General features: G+C 69.1%; 20 protein-coding genes and 2 riboswitches. Of the genes, 10 read left to right on the forward strand and 10 right to left on the reverse strand.

What is annotated here, in order from left to right; genetic code table 11:
* Positions 1-909 carry a threonine/serine dehydratase gene (locus ACFWN2_RS41825; protein WP_382436182.1) on the reverse strand — a complete coding sequence of 303 codons (909 nt, stop codon included), beginning with the start codon at positions 907-909 and terminating at the stop codon, positions 1-3.
* The gene (locus ACFWN2_RS41830; protein ID WP_382436183.1) at positions 906-1,835 is read right to left on the reverse strand and encodes a threonine/serine dehydratase; all 930 of its coding nucleotides are present in this window, start codon (positions 1,833-1,835) and stop codon (positions 906-908) included. The genes ACFWN2_RS41825 and ACFWN2_RS41830 overlap by 4 nt, the downstream gene beginning before the upstream one ends.
* Before the next feature lie 63 nt (positions 1,836-1,898).
* Between ACFWN2_RS41830 and ACFWN2_RS41835 the strand changes: the two genes are divergently transcribed.
* Both ACFWN2_RS41835 and ACFWN2_RS41840 read left to right on the forward strand, forming a co-directional pair.
* The gene (locus ACFWN2_RS41835; RefSeq protein ID WP_382436184.1) at positions 1,899-2,387 is read left to right on the forward strand and encodes a hypothetical protein; all 489 of its coding nucleotides are present in this window, start codon (positions 1,899-1,901) and stop codon (positions 2,385-2,387) included.
* A gap of 528 nt (positions 2,388-2,915) precedes the next feature.
* Positions 2,916-3,899 (forward strand): S1 family peptidase, encoded by a 984-nt coding sequence (locus tag ACFWN2_RS41840; protein ID WP_382436185.1) that lies wholly within the window; start codon positions 2,916-2,918, stop codon positions 3,897-3,899.
* Positions 3,900-3,952: 53 nt separating this feature from the next.
* Here the strand turns inward: ACFWN2_RS41840 and ACFWN2_RS41845 are convergent, their stop codons facing one another.
* Entirely contained in the window at positions 3,953-4,843 is an 891-nt protein-coding gene (locus ACFWN2_RS41845) for an NADP-dependent oxidoreductase (RefSeq protein WP_382436187.1), read from the reverse strand.
* A 49-nt stretch (positions 4,844-4,892) separates the two neighbouring features.
* On the opposite strand from ACFWN2_RS41845, the gene ACFWN2_RS41850 reads away from it, so the two are divergent.
* Positions 4,893-5,456 (forward strand): TetR/AcrR family transcriptional regulator, encoded by a 564-nt coding sequence (locus ACFWN2_RS41850; RefSeq protein WP_382436188.1) that lies wholly within the window; start codon positions 4,893-4,895, stop codon positions 5,454-5,456.
* Here the strand turns inward: ACFWN2_RS41850 and ACFWN2_RS41855 are convergent.
* Positions 5,439-6,200 (reverse strand): dioxygenase, encoded by a 762-nt coding sequence (locus tag ACFWN2_RS41855; RefSeq protein WP_382436190.1) that lies wholly within the window; start codon positions 6,198-6,200, stop codon positions 5,439-5,441. The two genes, ACFWN2_RS41850 and ACFWN2_RS41855, sit on opposite strands and share 18 nt — an antisense overlap.
* 31 nt (positions 6,201-6,231) lie before the next feature.
* Positions 6,232-6,870, reverse strand: a complete 639-nt coding sequence (gene thiE, locus ACFWN2_RS41860; protein ID WP_382436191.1) for a thiamine phosphate synthase — start codon at positions 6,868-6,870, stop codon at positions 6,232-6,234.
* A 26-nt stretch (positions 6,871-6,896) separates the two neighbouring features.
* Positions 6,897-7,008: riboswitch (TPP riboswitch) on the forward strand.
* 3 nt (positions 7,009-7,011) lie between these two features.
* Here thiE and ACFWN2_RS41865 point away from each other — a divergent pair.
* From ACFWN2_RS41865 to ACFWN2_RS41880, 4 genes are all read left to right on the forward strand, one after another.
* Positions 7,012-7,959, forward strand: a complete 948-nt coding sequence (locus ACFWN2_RS41865; RefSeq protein WP_382436204.1) for an FAD-dependent oxidoreductase — start codon at positions 7,012-7,014, stop codon at positions 7,957-7,959.
* On the forward strand, positions 7,956-8,156 hold the full coding sequence (thiS, locus tag ACFWN2_RS41870; protein ID WP_382436192.1) for a sulfur carrier protein ThiS: 201 nt from the start codon (positions 7,956-7,958) through the stop codon (positions 8,154-8,156). The genes ACFWN2_RS41865 and thiS overlap by 4 nt, the downstream gene beginning before the upstream one ends.
* Before the next feature lies 1 nt (position 8,157).
* Positions 8,158-8,913 (forward strand): thiazole synthase, encoded by a 756-nt coding sequence (locus tag ACFWN2_RS41875; protein ID WP_086662571.1) that lies wholly within the window; start codon positions 8,158-8,160, stop codon positions 8,911-8,913.
* 75 nt (positions 8,914-8,988) lie between these two features.
* Positions 8,989-9,432, forward strand: a complete 444-nt coding sequence (locus ACFWN2_RS41880; protein WP_382436194.1) for a MarR family winged helix-turn-helix transcriptional regulator — start codon at positions 8,989-8,991, stop codon at positions 9,430-9,432.
* 69 nt (positions 9,433-9,501) lie between these two features.
* Here the strand turns inward: ACFWN2_RS41880 and ACFWN2_RS41885 are convergent, their stop codons facing one another.
* From ACFWN2_RS41885 to ACFWN2_RS41900, 4 genes are all read right to left on the reverse strand, one after another.
* Positions 9,502-9,927 carry an SRPBCC domain-containing protein gene (locus ACFWN2_RS41885; RefSeq protein ID WP_382436195.1) on the reverse strand — a complete coding sequence of 142 codons (426 nt, stop codon included), beginning with the start codon at positions 9,925-9,927 and terminating at the stop codon, positions 9,502-9,504.
* 5 nt (positions 9,928-9,932) lie between these two features.
* Complete coding sequence (thiD, locus tag ACFWN2_RS41890; RefSeq protein WP_382436196.1) at positions 9,933-10,772, reverse strand: bifunctional hydroxymethylpyrimidine kinase/phosphomethylpyrimidine kinase; 840 nt, start codon at positions 10,770-10,772, stop codon at positions 9,933-9,935.
* Positions 10,769-12,409, reverse strand: a complete 1,641-nt coding sequence (gene thiC, locus ACFWN2_RS41895) for a phosphomethylpyrimidine synthase ThiC (protein WP_382436197.1) — start codon at positions 12,407-12,409, stop codon at positions 10,769-10,771. The genes thiD and thiC overlap by 4 nt, the downstream gene beginning before the upstream one ends.
* A riboswitch (TPP riboswitch) is annotated at positions 12,401-12,524 on the reverse strand. Its footprint overlaps the gene before it by 9 nt.
* A gap of 710 nt (positions 12,525-13,234) precedes the next feature.
* Positions 13,235-13,837, reverse strand: a complete 603-nt coding sequence (locus ACFWN2_RS41900; protein WP_382436198.1) for a LysE family translocator — start codon at positions 13,835-13,837, stop codon at positions 13,235-13,237.
* Between the two features lie 72 nt (positions 13,838-13,909).
* Here ACFWN2_RS41900 and ACFWN2_RS41905 point away from each other — a divergent pair, with 72 nt between their 5' ends.
* Complete coding sequence (locus tag ACFWN2_RS41905; RefSeq protein WP_382436199.1) at positions 13,910-14,845, forward strand: aldo/keto reductase; 936 nt, start codon at positions 13,910-13,912, stop codon at positions 14,843-14,845.
* Here the strand turns inward: ACFWN2_RS41905 and ACFWN2_RS41910 are convergent.
* Positions 14,842-15,420, reverse strand: a complete 579-nt coding sequence (locus ACFWN2_RS41910) for a peptide deformylase (RefSeq protein ID WP_382436200.1) — start codon at positions 15,418-15,420, stop codon at positions 14,842-14,844. The two genes, ACFWN2_RS41905 and ACFWN2_RS41910, sit on opposite strands and share 4 nt — an antisense overlap.
* A gap of 108 nt (positions 15,421-15,528) precedes the next feature.
* Between ACFWN2_RS41910 and ACFWN2_RS41915 the strand changes: the two genes are divergently transcribed.
* Positions 15,529-15,807: a DUF3263 domain-containing protein gene (locus ACFWN2_RS41915; RefSeq protein WP_089910320.1), complete on the forward strand. Its 279-nt coding sequence runs from the start codon at positions 15,529-15,531 to the stop codon at positions 15,805-15,807.
* A complete protein-coding gene (locus tag ACFWN2_RS41920) occupies positions 15,807-16,406 on the forward strand; it encodes a LytR C-terminal domain-containing protein (protein ID WP_382436201.1) in 600 nt (199 codons plus the stop codon). Before ACFWN2_RS41915 ends, ACFWN2_RS41920 begins: the two co-directional genes overlap by 1 nt.
* Positions 16,407-16,669 lie beyond the last annotated feature (263 nt).

Genomic DNA, 16,669 nt, shown 5'->3' on the forward strand with positions numbered 1-16,669 from the left:
TCAGGCCTTCAGCAGCCTCGCCAGCAGCGCCGGTTCGACGTTCCCGCCCGACACCACCGCGACCCCACCCCCGCCGATCTTCGCCTGCGCCGCCACCGCGACAGCCCCGCTCGGCTCCGCGACCAGCCGCGCCCGCCGTGCCAGCCCCACCATCGCCGCGAAGATCTCGTCCTCCGACACCGTGACCACGTCGTCCACGTACGCGCTGATGTGCTCCCAGGTGAGCGCCGAGGGCTCGTCCCTCAACGCGTCAGCGGCCGTCTGAGCCCGTTTCAGAGGGTCCCAGCGCACCAGTTCGCCCGTTTTGAGTGATTCCGCGATGTCGGCGGCCAGTTCAGGCTCCGCGCCGAGCACGCGGACGTCCGGCCGCAGCGACTTGATCGCCGTCGCGACGCCGGAGATCAGCCCGCCGCCGGACATCGGCACCACGACGGCCTCGACGTCCGGCAGGTCGTCCAGGATCTCCAGACCGATCGTGCCCTGGCCGGCGATCACGTCGGGGTGGTCGAACGGCGGGATCAGGGCCGCTCCGCGTTGCTCGACCAGGGCTTCCGCGCGTTCGACGCGTTCGGTGATGCCGACGATGAAGACCTCGGCACCCAGCGCGCGGGTGGCCTCGACCTTGACCGCAGGGGTGTTGTCCGGCATCACGATCGCGGCCGGGACGCCATGCAGGCGGGCGGCGAACGCCACGGCCTGCGCGTGGTTGCCGCTGGAGTACGCCACCACACCACGAGCGCGGTTCTCCAGGCGTGCCAACGCGTTCAGCGCGCCGCGGAGCTTGAACGCGCCGATCGGCTGCAACGACTCGGGCTTGATCCATCCAGTTCCGAACGGCAGCAGCGGCGTGCGCACGACGTGCGGTGCGATCACCGCCGCCGCCGATCGGATGTCTGGGAGCGCGATCATCCGAGGATCGACGCCAGGAAGGTGGGCTCGATGTTGCCGCCGGAGACCACCGCGACGGCCGGACCGTCCGGCAGCTTCCGGTTCAGGTACGCCGCGACGGGCACCGCGCCGCTCGGCTCGGCGACGACCCGCGTGCGGCGGGCGATCAGGTTCACGGCGTCGCGGATCTCGTCCTCGGAGACCGTGACGAAGTCGTCGACGTGCTCGCTGATGTGCGCCCAGGTCAGTTTCGACGGCTCGGCGCGCAGGCCGTCCGCGATGGTGCGGGCGCGGTCGTGCGCGTCCCAGTGGACCTGCTCGCCCTCGGCGAACGACGCGGCGGCGTCACCGGCCAGTTCGGGCTCGACGCCGATCACGCGGACGTCCGGACGCAGCGCCTTGATCGACGCGGCGACGCCGGAGATCAGTCCGCCGCCGCTCACCGGCACCAGAACCGTTGCCACGTCAGGAAGATCGGCGACGATCTCCAGCCCGATCGTGCCCTGGCCGGCGATGACGTCCGGGTGGTCGAACGGCGGGATCAGCGTGGCGCCGCGCTCCTCGACCAGTTCGTACGCGCGGGACTCTCGTTCGGTGATGCCGACGACGAACACCTCGGCGCCGTGCGCGCGCGTCGCGTCGATCTTGAGCTGCGGCGTGTTCTCCGGCACGACGATCGCGGCCGGCATGCCGAGGGTCTTGGCCGCGTACGCGACCGCCTGCGCGTGGTTACCGCTCGAATACGCCACGACGCCGCGTGCCCGGTCCTCGGAAGGTATGCGGGACAACGCGTTCACGGCGCCGCGGATCTTGAACGCGCCGATCGGCTGCAGCGACTCGGGCTTGATCCACAGGCCGGAGTCGAAGGGCAGCAACGGGGTGCGGACGACATGCGGGGCGATGGCGGCTGCGGCCGCGCGGACGTCTTCGAGGGTCACCAGGCGCATGCGTCGATGATGCACGTCACCGGGGCACAACCGGTGAACTGTGCCCAACGTCCTACGGGTGTCATGTCTGAGAAGGAGAAGATCACCCCCGTCAAGCTCATCGCGAGTGTGCTCGCGGCCACCACTGCGGCCGTTCTGAGCCTTCGCCTCAACCTCGTCGGCACCATCATCGGTGCGGTCCTCGCGAGTGTTGTGACGACCGTGGGCGCCGTGTTCTACCAACGGTCGATGGAACGCGAAAAGCGTTGGCAGGTAATAGCTGTCGGCGGCGTGCTCGTGTTCGTCGTGACCGTGCTCACAGCGACGAGCGTCCAGCTCGTCACCGGCAAACCCGTGACGGCCGATCCGGGCAAACCGTCCACAAGCACTCAAACCGAGACGCACACCGAGACGACGAAGACCGAGACGATGACCGTCACGGTCCCTCCGAGCACGTCAGCACCGTCGTCGTCCGACAGCTCCACGACCACCGCGCCCTCCACGACGTCGACAGAATCCCGACAGCCGACGGACAGCTCGGCGCCGTCCTCCAGCGCCGACCCCATTCGGTGATCACTTCACTACGTTGAGCGACAGTTAACTGTCAATTGCTACGCACCGCAGTTGATCTGTCGTGAGCTGTGACACACTTCGTTCACGTTCGGGGCGGAGCGTCATAGCCGAGAGTTCCGCAACTTCACTCGAACGGGCGAAGGAAATCGGTCAGAACGGACCGGGAGGAGGCGCGCATGAGGCTCGTGGCACGTCCGCTTGAGCCCGGCGCCTGCTGTGGCTTCGCCGCGCTACCGAGGACGGGAGGGGTGGGGCGACCCCTGCCGCCGCCCCACCACCCGTCCCCCTAAGGCCCCCGAGAGAGGTCCCTGCAACCGACTCTCGGGTTCCCCTGCACCCGAAAGTGAGGGAGACGTCTTGATGAACCGCACGAGTGCGGCCCGTGTAACCGGTGCCGTGTTGCTCGCCACCGGAGTCGTCACTGCTCTCAGCGTACCGGCGTTTGGCGCCCCTGCCGCACCAGTCGCCCCAACCGGTTCCGATACGGAGAGCTACCCGGCCGAATTGCTCCAAGCGGTGGAGCGTGATTTGGGCCTGAACGCTGACCAGGCCCGCGTCCGGTTGGCGTCTGACCACCAATTGGCCGGTGTCGCCGAGCAGGCGAAGTCGTCCCTGGGCGATGCGTTCGGCGGAGCGTGGATCGACCAGGCGAGCGGCAGACTGACCGTCGCGGTGACCAAGTCGGGACTCTCCGTGACCGGCGCGGAGACCCAGGTCGTGAAGAACTCCCTCACCCAGCTCAACGGGACGAAGTCGGTCCTCGACCTCATGACCGCCCCCAAGGCGATCACGAGCTGGCGCGTCGACGAGAAGTCGAACAGCGTCGTCGTCGAGGTCAACAAGAACGTACGCGACGCGGCAGCGGACCAGTGGATCGCGACCGCGAAGTCCGTCAGCGGAGCGGTCCAGGTCGCCGAGGTGACCGAGAGCCCCACCCCGCTGTACGACCTGCGCGGCGGTGACGCCATCTACATGGGCGGCGGACGCTGCTCGCTCGGCTTCTCCGTGTCGGGCGGCTACGTGACGGCGGGCCACTGCGGCACCACCGGCACCGCGGTCTCCGGCTTCAACCGCGTCGCGCAGGGCACGTTCGCCGGCTCGGTCTTCCCCGGCAACGACTACGCCTGGGTGCGCACCAACGCGAACTGGACCCCGCGGCCGTGGGTCAACCGCTACAACGGCACGAACGTGATCGTCCGCGGCAACACCGAGGCCGCTGTCGGCGCCCAGATCTGCCGTTCGGGCTCGACGACCGGATGGCGCTGCGGCACCGTCCAGGCCAAGAACCAGACCGTGAACTACCCGCAGGGCCAGGTCCGGGGCCTCACCCGCACCAACGCCTGCGCCGAGGGCGGCGACTCGGGTGGTTCGTGGGTGGCGGGCTCCGGCTTCGGCCAGGCCCAGGGCGTGACGTCCGGCGGTTCGGGCAACTGCTCGTCCGGCGGCACCACGTACTTCCAGCCGCTCAACCCGATCCTGTCGCGCTACGGCCTGACCCTCACGCGGGGCTAGTCCTGAGCTGAGAGCGCCGCGGCACCTCCTGGGTGTCGCGGCGTTTCGCGTTCTCAGACGAGCACGATCTTGCCGTGGGCGTGGCCGGTCTCGCTCAGCCTGTGCGCGTCGGCGCCCTGAGCGAGCGGGAAGACACCCGCGAGCGGAACGGTGAACGAGCCCTGCTCGGCGAGTGCGGCCGCGATGGCGAGGCCGTGCAGCGCCTGGGGATCGGAGCCGGGGCCGCCCGCCGTGTGGGTCAGCCGGATCCCGTGCTCGCCGGACAGGTCCGCGATCGTCACGACGCGGTCCGGTGAGCCGGCGATCGCCACCAGGTCGGGCACCGGGCCCGCGCAGTGCAGCACCGCGTCGACCTCGCCGACGCGGTCCGCCAGCCCTTCGCCGTAGACCACAGGGGTCGCGCCCAGGCCCGCCACGAAGTCCTGCGTCGCCGGTCCCGCGGTGCCGATCACCTTCGCGCCCCGTGCCGCCGCCAGCTGGATCGCCACCGTCCCGACGCCACCCGCCGCGCCCGCGACCAGCAACGTCGCGCCGTCGCGCACGTCCAGCGCCCTGGTGGCGGTCTCCACGTTGGCCGCCGCACCACCAATCTGCTCCCAGCTCAACGCCGCCGGCCTGGGCGCCCACGCCGCCAGCACGGCGAACTCGGCGTTCGCTCCGCCGAGCCGTGCCAGGTCGACCATCCCGAACACCTCGTTGCCCGCGCTCACGCCGGTCACCCCCTCGCCGACCTCGTCGACGACACCGGCCGCATCCACGCCGGGCACGTGCGGGAGAGGCAGCCGCTGCCCGAACCGCCCGGAACGCAGGCCGGCGTCGGCCGGGGTGACACCGGAGGCGCGCACCGCGATCCGGATCTGGCCGGGGCCCGCGTGCGGTTCGGCGACCTCGGCCACGTGCAGCAGGTCAGCGGGGCCGTACTGGGTGAACTGGAGTGCTCGCATGGCCGCGAAATTAGTGGAACAGTGCGTCCGCTTAGCGGAAACTGAGACGGTGACGGGAAATCTGACTCACAACCTGCGTTCGGACGCCCAGGACAACCGCGACCGGATCATGACGGTCGCGCGGGAGGCCTTCGCGTCGGAAGGCTTGGACGTTCCTATGCGCGAGTTGGCCCGCCGCGCCGGTGTGGGTCCCGCGACGCTCTACCGCCGCTTCCCGACCAAGGAGGCGCTCGTGGTGGAGGCGTTCTCGGAGCAGATGGCGGCCTGCACGGCCGCGGTCGACGAGGGGCTGGCGCACCCGGACCCCTGGGAGGGGTTCCGCCACACCGTGGAGGAGATCTGCCGGCTCCACGTGCTCGACCGCGGGTTCGCGGCGGCGTTCAGCGCCACCTACCCGAGGGCGATCGACTTCGCGTCGGTGCGCGACACGGCGTTCCGCTCGCTCGCGGAGCTCATCCGGCGGGCTAAGGCGTCCGGACGGCTGCGGGCCGACTTCTCGGTCGACGACGTGGTGCTGCTGCTGATGGCGAGCGGGGGCGTCCGCAACGGGACGCCCGCGATCGCGCGGCGGCTCGCGACCCTGTTCCTCGAAGGCTCAGCTGAACTGCACTGACCGCTTCGACAGGCCGTACCAGAAGCCCTCGACGCTGGTCCGCGCCTTCTCGTCGCTCGCGGCGCCGAGTGCCACGAAGAGCGGCGCGAAGTGCTCGGTCCTCGGATGGGCGATCCCGGCGGCCGGTGCCTTCACCTGGAAGTCGAGCAACGCGTCCACGTCGCCGGTCGCGAGCTGCTGGTGCGCCCAGTCGTCAAACTCCTTCGACCACGACGGCGGCTCGTAGTCCGGTCCGGCGGGGAAGTTCACGCAGCTCAGGTTGTGCGTCATGAACCCGCTGCCGACGATCAGGACGTTCTTGTCCCGCAACGGAGCCAGCTTGCGGCCGATCTCGTGCAGCTCGCGCGGGTCGAGCGTGGGCAACGACATCTGCAGCACCGGCACGTCGGCGTCCGGGAACATCTCCTTCAACGGCACGTAGGCGCCGTGGTCGAGACCGCGTTCCTCGTCCTGCTCGACGTGCCCGCCCAGCAGCTTGCGGACGTCGTTCGCGAGCTCCGGCGCGCCCGGCGCCTCGTACGTCACGTCGTAGTAGCGCTGCGGGAAGCCCCAGAAGTCGTAGACCAGCGGCACGGTGGTGGTCGCGCCGATGGTCGTCGGCGCCTCCTCCCAGTGCGCGGAGACCATGAGCACGGCCTCCGGGCGCGGGAGCGTGGCGGACCAGTCCTTGAGCTCTCTGGTCCACGTCTTGTCGTCAGCCAGCGGGGGAGCCCCGTGGCTCAGGTACAGCACAGGTGCGCTCACGGGTTCGAGCGTACGCCTTTTAGTTCGAATTTCAACGATCAAGTTCGGATTTGAACAACTCGGCGGCCTTGCGGGGGTCCTCGGCGTCCGTGATGGCCCTCACGACGACGACTCGGGTGGCTCCGGCCTGCTTCACCTCGTCCAGGTTCGTGAGGTCGATGCCGCCGATCGCGAACCACGGGCGGTCGGTCTTCGTGGCGCGGACGAGGTCGAGTCCCGGAGCCGGACGGCCCGGCTTGGTCGGGGTCGGCCAGCACGGGCCGGTGCAGAAGTAGTCGACGCCGGGTTCGTCCGCCGCCGCGGTCATCTGGTCGACGTCGTGGGTGGAGCGGCCGATGACCACCTCGTCGCCGATGATCCTGCGGGCGAGCGGGACGGGCAGGTCGTCCTGGCCGAGGTGCAGCACGTCGGCGTCGACCGCGTGCGCGATGTCCGCGCGGTCGTTGACGGCGAGGAGCTTGCCGTGGCGTTCGGTGGCGGCGGCGAGCAGTTCGATCGCCTCGATCTCCTGCTTCGCCTCCAGTGACTTGTCCCGCAGCTGGATGATGTCGACGCCGCCCGCGAGGACCGCGTCGGCGAACTCGGCCAGATCAGGCCGGTTCGGCGTGCAGAGGTAGAGGGTCGCGTCGGCGAGTCGTTGCCTGATCAGGTTTCCGTCGAGTCCTGGCACGCACGCACGTTAACCGTTATGTTGAAGTCGGTCCGCACGGGAGCCTGGAGAACACCGGGCTGAGAGGGAGCGTGGTTCGCTCCGACCGTCGAACCTGATCCGGGTCATGCCGGCGCAGGGAGCGTGAATGCCTTGAGCAGTGTGGAAGTGGCCGTCCTGGGTGGCGGTGTCATCGGTCTGTCCGCGGCGCTGGCCGCGGCACGGGCCGGGTTCTCCGTCTCCGTGACCGATCACGGGTCGCCGCACGCCGGTTCGCGGGTCGCGGGCGGGATGCTGGCGCCGCTGACGGAGGCGTGGCCGGGTGAGGAAGCCGTGGTGGCGCAGGGTGTTGAGGCACTCGCGCTGTGGCCGTCGTTCGCCGCGTCCCTCGGAGTCCCGCTGTTCGACGCGGGAACGCTGGCGGTCGGGACGCAGCCAGGTGACCTCGCCGACCTGCGGCACGCGGGGGAGTTGCTGACCTCGCGGGAGATCCGGGCGCTCGAACCTTCGCTGGGCCCGGCCGTGCGCGGTGGCGTGTACGCGTCGGGTGACCTCGCCGTCGACAACAGGCTGCTGCTTTCCGCACTGTGGAAGGCTTGTCGCGAGGCCGGTGTCCTGTCCGATGTGGACGGCCGGGTCACGGTGATCGCCGCCGGGGCGTGGAGCGGGTCGCTGCACCCGGCCCTGCGCGACGTGATCAGGCCGGTCAAGGGCGAGATCCTGCGGCTCACGCACCGCCCCGGCGCGTTGCCGCCACCCCGTCACACCATCCGCGCGCTGGTCTCCGGCCGCCCGGTGTACCTCGTGCCGCGCGACGACGGACTGGTCGTCGGCGCGACCCAGTACGAGGCGGGATTCGACACCGACGTGTCCGTCGCGGGCGTGCGGGACCTGTTGCGGGACGCGGAAACCGTGCTGCCGGGCATCGCCGAGTACGCGCTGACCGAGGCCGCCGTGGGGTTCCGCGCGGGCAGCCCCGACAACGTTCCCGTCGTGCGGTGGCTTGAGCCCGGCGTGATCGCCGCGACCGGCCACCACCGCAACGGGCTCTTGCTGGCCCCGCACACCGCACGGCTCGTGGTCGGGCTGTTGGAGGGAGGAAGTTCGTGAGGGCGAAGGTGAACGGGACCTCCCGCGACCTGGCCGAGGGCACTTCGGTGGCCGCGGTCGTGACGCTGGTGGGCGCACCCGAGAAGGGCGTGGCGGTGGCCTTGGACGGCGCCGTGGTGCCGAAGGCGTTGTGGGACTCGACGATCGTGCCGGACGGCGGCGTGGTCGAGGTGCTGACCGCGGTCCAGGGAGGCTGACGTGGACGATCCGCTGATCATCGCGGGCAGGGAGTTCCGGTCCAGGCTCATCACCGGCACCGGCGGTGCCGCGAACCTCTCGGTGCTGGAACGGGCACTGGTCGCGTCCGGCACCGAGCTGACGACCGTGGCGATGCGCCGGGTCGACGCGGCCGGGCAGACCGGTGTGCTGGAGTTGTTGCGGCGCCTTGGAATCGAGGTCCTGCCGAACACCGCGGGCTGCCGCACGTCCGCGGAGGCCGTGCTGACCGCGCAGCTCGCGCGGGAGGCGTTGGAGACGAACTGGGTCAAGCTCGAAGTGGTCCACGACGAGGAGACCCTGCTGCCCGACCCGGTCGAGCTGCTGGACGCGGCCGAGCGGTTGGTGAACGACGGGTTCGTCGTGCTGCCCTACACCAACGACGATCCGGTGCTGGCCTTGAAGCTGCAGGACATCGGCTGCGCGACGGTCATGCCGTTGGGATCTCCCATCGGCACGGGACTGGGAATTCGGAACCCGCACAACATCGAGCTGATCACTTCCAGGGCATCTGTTCCAGTAGTTCTCGACGCGGGCATCGGCACGGCCTCCGACGCCGCCCTGGCGATGGAACTCGGCTGCTCAGCGGTACTTCTGGCGACCGCCGTCACACGAGCCCAGGACCCGGAACGGATGGGCGCCGCCATGCGTTGTGCGGTCGAGGGCGGACGGCTGGCGCGCTTGGCCGGACGAATTCCGCAGCGCTTTTGGGCCCAAGCGTCTTCGCCGGGTCTCTGAGTCGCTACCTTGGGTACTCACGTGTTGGGGGATGATTGAGCACTACGTAATTTCCGCCGAGGAGGACTACTAGCCGTGACAGCCCCCATTGACGCCGAGGTCGAGGACGCGACGGCGCGCCTGTACCTGGCGATCGGCCGGCTGGGCCGGTTGTTGCGCCGCACCGGTTCCCCCGGTCTCGGGCCCGGCGCGGTCTCCGCGCTGGCCACCCTCGCGCGCTGCGGCCCCATGCGCCTCGGCGACCTCGCGAACAAGGAGGGCGTGGCGCCACCGACGCTGTCCCGCATCGTCGCCGCGCTGGTCGAGGCCGGGTACGTGAAGCGCGAACCCGACCCGCAGGACGGCCGCGCGTGGCTCGCCACCCCCACGCCCGAGGGCGAGACGATGGTGTCCGGCGTGCGGTCCGCGCGGGTGCGCGAGCTGCAGCGGCGCATCGAACAGCTGACGCCGGAACACGTCGCGGCTCTGGTCAGCGCCCTGGACGCGCTGGAGACGCTCGTCGGCGAGGAGTCGAAGTAGCGCACGAAGTCCAGGACCGCCGGCACGCGGTGGGGAACCTCGTCCGAGGCTCCCGATCCCGGCGGTCTGTCAGACCCCTTCTGCCTGTGCCCGGACTAGCAGCGCCTGGTTGAAGGCGTCGAACTCGGCGACCAGCACCTCGCGGGTCTGCGCCAGCACGTCCGCGGCCATCGTGCCGGTGAACGACTCCACGTTCACCAGTCGCGTGCCGCTCTCGACTTCGCTGAGCTCCCAGCGGTGGCGCCCGAAGAACGTCTCCGGGTCGCCGCCCTGGGAGGCCAGCACGTACTTCTCGGCCGAGGTGATCTCACCGTCGAAGTCGCGTTCGAACGGCGTGCCCTTGGCCGCCTTCACCTTCGTCCTCACCCCGTCGACCCGCGTGTACTCCATGACGGGGTTCCACCTCGCGTAGCCCGCGTAGTCGATCAGCACGCGCCACACGTCGTCGATCGGCGCCGGGATGACCAGTTCGGTCCTGACCTCGTTGTTCTGCACGGTTGTCAAGCATGCTGGGCCGGTCCAGCGGTTTTTTCGAGCCGCCAGAACGGCGAGACCGGGCCGGAACCCGCACCCAGCGGATACGCCGTGGCCACCGAGCGGACGATGAACTCCTTGCCGAACCGCACCGCTTCCGGCACCGTCGCACCCTTCGCGAGCGCCGAACTGATCGACGACGCCAACGTGTCACCGCTGCCGTGCGTGTGCTCGGTGTCGTAGCGAGGCCCGGGGAGTTCGATGAACTCACGTCCGTCGTAGAGCAGGTCGAGGCACTCCGGGTCGTCCCACATGTGGCCGCCCTTCACGAGCACCCACTGCGGACCCATGGCGTGCAACGCCTCCGCCGCGACGCGCTGGTCCTCGCGGTCCTTCACCGCGATTCCGGTGATCAGCCGCACCTCGTCGAGGTTCGGCGTCACCAGCGTTGCGCGCGGGAACAACAGGCCGCGCAACGCGTCCAGTGCGTTGTCGGCCAGCAGTTGGTTGCCGTGCATGGATGCCGAGACCGGGTCGACGACGAGCGGGATCCTCCCCGCCCCGATCCCGACGCGGTCCAGTGCCGGCGTGATGGCCTCGATGATCTGCGCCGATGCCAGCATGCCGGTCTTCGCCGCCTGCAGACCGATGTCCTCGGCGACCGAGACGATCTGCGCCGCGACGGTGTCCGCCGGGATCTCGACGACACCCGTGACGCCCAACGAGTTCTGGACCGTCACGGCCGTCAGCGCGACGCAGCCGTGCACTCCGCAGGCGAAGAACGTGCGGAGGTCGGCCTGGATGCCCGCACCACCGCCGGAATCGCTTCCGGCGATGGTGAGCACCCGAGGGGGTGCCTCGGTCACGTGGTCTCCACGACCGGCAGGTAGACCTTGTTGCCGGTGTCCGCGAACTCACCGGACTTCTCGGCCATGCCCGCCTCGATCGCCTCCACTGTGGACAGTCCGCGCTCCTCGGCGTAGCGCCGCACGTCCTGCGTGATCTTCATGGAGCAGAACTTCGGCCCGCACATCGAGCAGAAGTGCGCCGTCTTCGCCGGTTCCGCGGGAAGTGTCTCGTCGTGGAACGAGCGTGCGGTGTCCGGGTCGAGCGACAGGTTGAACTGGTCCTCCCACCGGAACTCGAAGCGCGCCTTGGACAACGCGTCGTCCCAGTCCTGCACGCCGGGGTGGCCCTTGGCGAGGTCCGCCGAGTGCGCCGCGATCTTGTACGTGATCACGCCGGTCTTCACGTCGTCGCGGTTCGGCAGGCCGAGGTGCTCCTTCGGCGTGACGTAGCAGAGCATCGCGGTGCCGAGCCAGCCGATCTGCGCCGCGCCGATCGCGGACGTGATGTGGTCGTACGCCGGCGCGATGTCCGTGGCCAGCGGCCCGAGGGTGTAGAACGGCGCCTCGCCGCACCACTCCTCCTCCAGCCGGACGTTCTCGGCGATCTTGTGCATCGGCACGTGGCCGGGGCCCTCGATCATGACCTGGACGTCCTTCGCCCGTGCGATGTGCGTGAGCTCGCCCAGCGTCCTGAGCTCGGCGAACTGCGCCTCGTCGTTGGCGTCCGCGATCGAACCCGGCCGCAGCCCGTCACCCAGCGAGAACGTGATGTCGTAGGTGCGCAGGATGTCGCAGAGCTCCTCGAAGTGCGTGTAGAGGAAGCTCTCCTTGTGGTGTGCGAGGCACCACCCGGCCATGATCGCCCCGCCGCGCGAGACGATGCCGGTGACGCGCTTGGCCGTCAGCGGCACGTACCGCAGCAGCACGCCCGCGTGCACGGTCATGTAGTCGACGCCCTGCTCCGCCTGCTCGATCACGGTGTCGCGGTAGATCTCCCACGACAGCGCCGCCGGATCGCCGTTGACCTTCTCCAGCGCCTGGTAGATCGGCACGGTGCCGATCGGCACCGGCGAGTTGCGCAGGATCCACTCGCGCGTCTCGTGGATCCGCTTGCCGGTGGACAGGTCCATGATCGTGTCGGCACCCCAGCGGGACGCCCACACCATCTTGTCGACCTCGTCCTCGATCGACGACGACACCGCGGAGTTGCCGATGTTGGCGTTGATCTTCACGAGGAACTTCTTGCCGATGATCATCGGCTCGGCCTCGGGGTGCTTGCGGTTCAACGGGATCACCGCACGTCCGATGGCCACCTCCTCGCGCACGAACTCCGCGTCGAGGTTCTCCCGCGTCGCGATGTAGCGCATCTCCGGGGTGATGATCCCGGCCTTCGCGTACGCGAGCTGGCTGACAGCTCCGTTGATCGGTTCCCGTGCGGCGATCCACTCCGACCTCAGGCCGGGCAGTCCACTGTGGACGTCGATCGTCGCGTTGTCGTCGGTATACGGACCGGAAGTGTCGTACAGATCGACATGTTCGCCGTTGGTCAGTTCCACCCTGCGGAAAGGCACACCATCGCGGTACACCTTGCGCGAGCCCGAGATGGGGCCCGTGGTCACACTGGGCTTGACCGAACGGTCGTCAAGTGCCGTCACGACATTCCTCCCTACGCCGGCATTACCCGGTCAGGTTCAGGCGGTCGGTGACACCGGCACTACGGCCAGTCACCCTCTCAGCCCGCTTCAGGCGCGAGCTCCCGCGTTCTTGTTGAGTTGTCGAGAACCGACCATAGTCAGAGCGCGCCGCAGCTGCCAAGGGCGTCGTTTGCCCCTAATCTCTTCCCCGTGGCTGATCACCAGCCGTTCCCGCCCGGCGCGCGTCGCGGTCAGCGACCCGCCGTGGTCTCGGCATGCCCTTCCTGCGGCGAACTCGCTGGTCGGGGCTATCCCGACTGCGGCTTCTGCGCGGAGCTCCTCGACCAGTTCTGGCTCGCCGACTGGGAGGCGCTGAGGACGTCGTCGCAGCTCGCCGACCGGGAGCTGGCCGAACTCGTGACCTCGGCGGACGTCGGCCAGTACCCGTGGACGTGCGTCGACTGGGCGATGACGCTGCTGGCGTGCTCGCGCTGCGGCGCCGAGCTGGGCACGGGGCCGGTCGAGTGCGTGCGGTGCGCGGTCACCGAGGAGCGCCGGTGGAACTGGGACCATGCCGCGCACCCGTACACGATGAGCGCGAACGAGCACCTGCTGCGCGTCGCCCGAGCCGCCCTGCGCGCACCTCACCGGCGCCGTCCGGCCGTCGTTCAGGCCTGGCAGCTGGTGCTGCCGTTCCTGATCGCCGGTGAGGTGATCGAGTTCGGGCGCCTGGACCGCATCCGCGCGCACGTGCTGGCCGGCGGCTACGCGTCGATGGCCGCCTGCCACACCTTCGCCGAGCTCGCCGGGCTGCCCGAGCTGTTCTGGCGTCGCGGTGAGCCGAACTCAACGCGGGTCGAGTACCAGCCGGACTCCGAGCGCCAGCAGCACGCCGCCCGACAGCTTCTCGAGCGCGGGACGGACGCGCGGCCTGCTCAGCCAGCCGCGGATGGTGTGCAGGACCGACACGATGATCAGGTACCAGACGGTGTCGATCAGGACCCAGCCGACGGCGAGGAAGAGCAGAACCCCCTTGCCGGCCTCCCCGGCAGGCACGAACTGCGGTAGGAACGAGATCGCGAACACGCCGAGCTTCGGGTTGGCGAGGTTCACGACCAGACCGCTGCGGAACGCGTGGCTCGCGGGCGGCGGTTCGGCGTCGGGCAGGCTCTTGCTGATCAGAGCCTTGACGCCCAGGTAGATCAGGAAGACCGCGCCCGCGATTCTCAGGCCGTGGTAGGCGATCTCGGACGCCGTGAGCAGGACTGACAGGCCCAAGGCCGCGGCGATCGCCCAGCAGGCGACGCCGACCTCCATGCCGAACACCGTCGCCAGCGCGGCTTTTCGCCCGTGCACCGACTGTCGCAGGACCATGGCTGTGCCAGGTCCGGGCGACAGTGCGATGAGGAACGAGGCCGCGACGAAGGCGACGATGTTTTCGAGTGGCATGCCTCTGATGGTGGCTGGTGGTCGCAACTTGTTTCTTGACCTGGAGCGCGCTCCAGGATGTTCGGTGGTGCCATGACCTTGGAACTGGGGAAGCTGGGATTCGGCACGTGGGCCATGGGTGGCCCGATGACGTTCGAGGGGCAGCCGGTCGGCTGGGGTCCGACGGATGACTCCGAGTCGCTGAAGGCGTTGCGCAGGGGCTTCGACCTGGGCGTTCGACTGGTCGACACGGCGGACGTCTACGGCTGCGGGCACTCCGAGACGTTGGTGGGGCAAGCGTTTGCGGACGTGCGGGACGAGGTCGTGATCGCGACCAAGTGGGGCGACGAGTTCGACCCTGCGAAGCGCGAGCTGACGGGGTACAACGGAACCGTCGAGTACCTGCGCCGCGCCGTCGAGGGGTCGTTGCGGCGACTGGGCACCGACCGGATCGACCTGTACCAGCTGCACCTCGGCGGCCTGGGGCTCGACGAGGCGGCGCTGCTGCGCGACGAGTGCGAGGCGCTGGTGGCCGCGGGCAAGATCCGCGCTTACGGGTGGAGCACCGACGACCCCGAGCGGGCGCGGTTCTTCTGCGAGGGCGAGCACGGCGTGGCCGCGCAGGCCGACATCAACGTGCTGTTCGACAACCCCGAGATGTACGCGGGGGAGTACGCGGTGCTGTGCCGCCGCCCGCTCGCGATGGGGCTGCTGGCGCGCGAGACGTTCTCCGAGCTGCCGTTGGACGACGTGCGCGCATCGGACCCTGCCTGGCTGCTGTTCTTCGAGGACGGCAAGCCGACGCCCGCGTACTTCGAGGCGCGGGAGGCCGTTCGCGACGTGCTGACGTCAGGTGGCCGGACGCTGGTGCAGGGCGCGCTGGCGTGGTTCTGGGCGCGTTCTCCCCGCCTGGTGCCGATCCCGGGCGTGCGGACGGTGGCACAGGTCGAGGAGAACGCTCGCGCGCTGGAGTTCGGTCCGTTGAGCGTCGAGGAACTGGCCCAGGTGGAGACGGTGCTCCGGCCTTAGTCCTCGTCCTCGTCGAAGTTGGCCGGGTCGTTCGGGTCCCACGAGAGGCCCGGCTGGTTCCACTCGTTGTCGCGCAGCATCCGCTTGGCCTCCTTCCGGTACCGGCCGGTGAGGCGGTCGGTGTAGAGGTAACCGTTGAGGTGGTCCGTCTCGTGCTGCAGGCAACGCGCGAAGAAGCCGGTGCCCTCGGCCTCGAACGGCTCGCCGTCGATGCCCACGCCGACCACCTTCGCCCATTGGGCGCGTCCGGTCGGGTACGCCTCGCCGGGCACGCTCAGGCAGCCCTCGAAGTCGTCGTCCGGGTCCGGCATGGTCTCCGGGATCTCGGAGGTCTCCAGCACCGGGTTGCAGATCACGCCGCGGTGCTGCACACCCTGGTCGTCCGGGCAGTCGTAGACGAAGACCCGCAGGTCGAAGCCGATCTGGTTGGCCGCGAGCCCCACTCCGCGAGCAGCTGCCATCGTCTCGAACATGTCGTCGACGAGGGTCTTCAACTCGGTGTCGAACTCGGTGACCTCGCGCGTCGGGTTGTGGAGCACGGGGTCGCCGGCGATGCGGATGCGGTGGACGGCCATGGCTGAACTTTATGCGGTCCAAAACTGTCGGTGTCGCGCGGTACGTTGGAACGATCACGTGATTGAATTGCCCGCACCTGAGATGGTGTGGCGACCGTGGGGAGCCAGATGGATCACGCCGAGACGCTCACCTCCGCTGACGGGCTGACCAGCCGCGAACGCACGATGCTCGCGTTCGAACGCCAGTGGTGGAAGTACTCGGGATCCAAGGAACAGGCCATCAGGGAACTGTTCGACATGTCCGCGACCCGCTACTACCAGTTGCTCAACGCGCTCGTTGAATCCGAAGCCGCCCTGGCCGCAGATCCGATGCTCGTCAAACGGCTGCGCGGCGTCCGGACAGGCCGCCAAAGGGTTCGCGCCCGCGCCAGGAGCACCGAGGACTGATGACCTCCCCCGAGTCCGCAAGCCCGTCCCGTCCGGCCAAGGCAGCAGGCTTCGCCCTGCTCGGCGTCGCCGCCGTCGCGTTGGTGATCGGAGTCGTCTCGCTCTTCGGCGGTGGCTCCTCCGACGACACACCACCCGTGGCGGAGGGGTCGTCTACCGCGCCTCCGGCTTCTACTTCTTCTTCTGCTTCCTCGTCTGAGGCTCCGGCCTCGACTTCGTCGTCGCCGGTTACTACTACGGCTTCGCCTACTGCACCTGCTTCTTCTGTGCCGCCTCCGCCTGTTACGCAGCCTGGGGTTACGAAGGCTCCGGTTCGGGTTTACAACAACTCGACTATCACCGGGTTGGCTTCCAAGGCTTCTGATGAGGTTCGGGCCAACGGGTGGGAGGTTGCTGAGACCGGCAACTACGCCGGTGGGACCATTCCCACCACCACCGTTTACTACCGGCCTGGGACCGAGGAAGAGGCTGCGGCCAAGGAGTTGGCTTCGGTGTTGCGGGCTCGGGTGGAGCCTCGGTTCGACGGGATCCAGGCTGCTGCTTCCGGGGTGATTTTGATCGTCACCAATGACTATCAGGGTGCTTCTAAGAACAAGTAGCCCGTTTTGTGCGGGTGGTTGTTTGCGTGCGGCCTGGTCGCGTTGCGTGCTTCCCCTGGGGGCTCTGCCCCCAGACCCCCGGCAATCTGAAATGGGGGGTAGCGCTGGGGGCAGGTTGATGGCACGCCTGTTGCTTTGAGCGGCTGCCTGTTGCGTATGAGGGTTGCGTTGGCGGTGGGGTCCCATCACGAGTCGCACCAAGAGCGGGCCACACCTGAGGGGTGTGGGGGACGAGGCGAAGAGCGGGGGGGCGTTGAAAAAAC

The sequence above is a fragment of the Lentzea sp. NPDC058436 genome (assembly GCF_042721515.1).
Classification (GTDB): domain Bacteria; phylum Actinomycetota; class Actinomycetes; order Mycobacteriales; family Pseudonocardiaceae; genus Lentzea.

Coding starts and splice junctions, on each gene's coding strand:
- ACFWN2_RS41825 (WP_382436182.1), bottom strand. CDS start 909: ATGATCGCGCTCCCAGACATCCGATCGGCGGCGGCGGTGATCGCACCG.
- ACFWN2_RS41830 (WP_382436183.1), bottom strand. CDS start 1,835: ATGCGCCTGGTGACCCTCGAAGACGTCCGCGCGGCCGCAGCCGCCATC.
- ACFWN2_RS41835 (WP_382436184.1), top strand. CDS start 1,899: ATGTCTGAGAAGGAGAAGATCACCCCCGTCAAGCTCATCGCGAGTGTG.
- ACFWN2_RS41845 (WP_382436187.1), bottom strand. CDS start 4,843: ATGCGAGCACTCCAGTTCACCCAGTACGGCCCCGCTGACCTGCTGCAC.
- ACFWN2_RS41900 (WP_382436198.1), bottom strand. CDS start 13,837: ATGCCACTCGAAAACATCGTCGCCTTCGTCGCGGCCTCGTTCCTCATC.
- ACFWN2_RS41905 (WP_382436199.1), top strand. CDS start 13,910: ATGACCTTGGAACTGGGGAAGCTGGGATTCGGCACGTGGGCCATGGGT.
- ACFWN2_RS41910 (WP_382436200.1), bottom strand. CDS start 15,420: ATGGCCGTCCACCGCATCCGCATCGCCGGCGACCCCGTGCTCCACAAC.
- ACFWN2_RS41915 (WP_089910320.1), top strand. CDS start 15,529: ATGGATCACGCCGAGACGCTCACCTCCGCTGACGGGCTGACCAGCCGC.
- ACFWN2_RS41920 (WP_382436201.1), top strand. CDS start 15,807: ATGACCTCCCCCGAGTCCGCAAGCCCGTCCCGTCCGGCCAAGGCAGCA.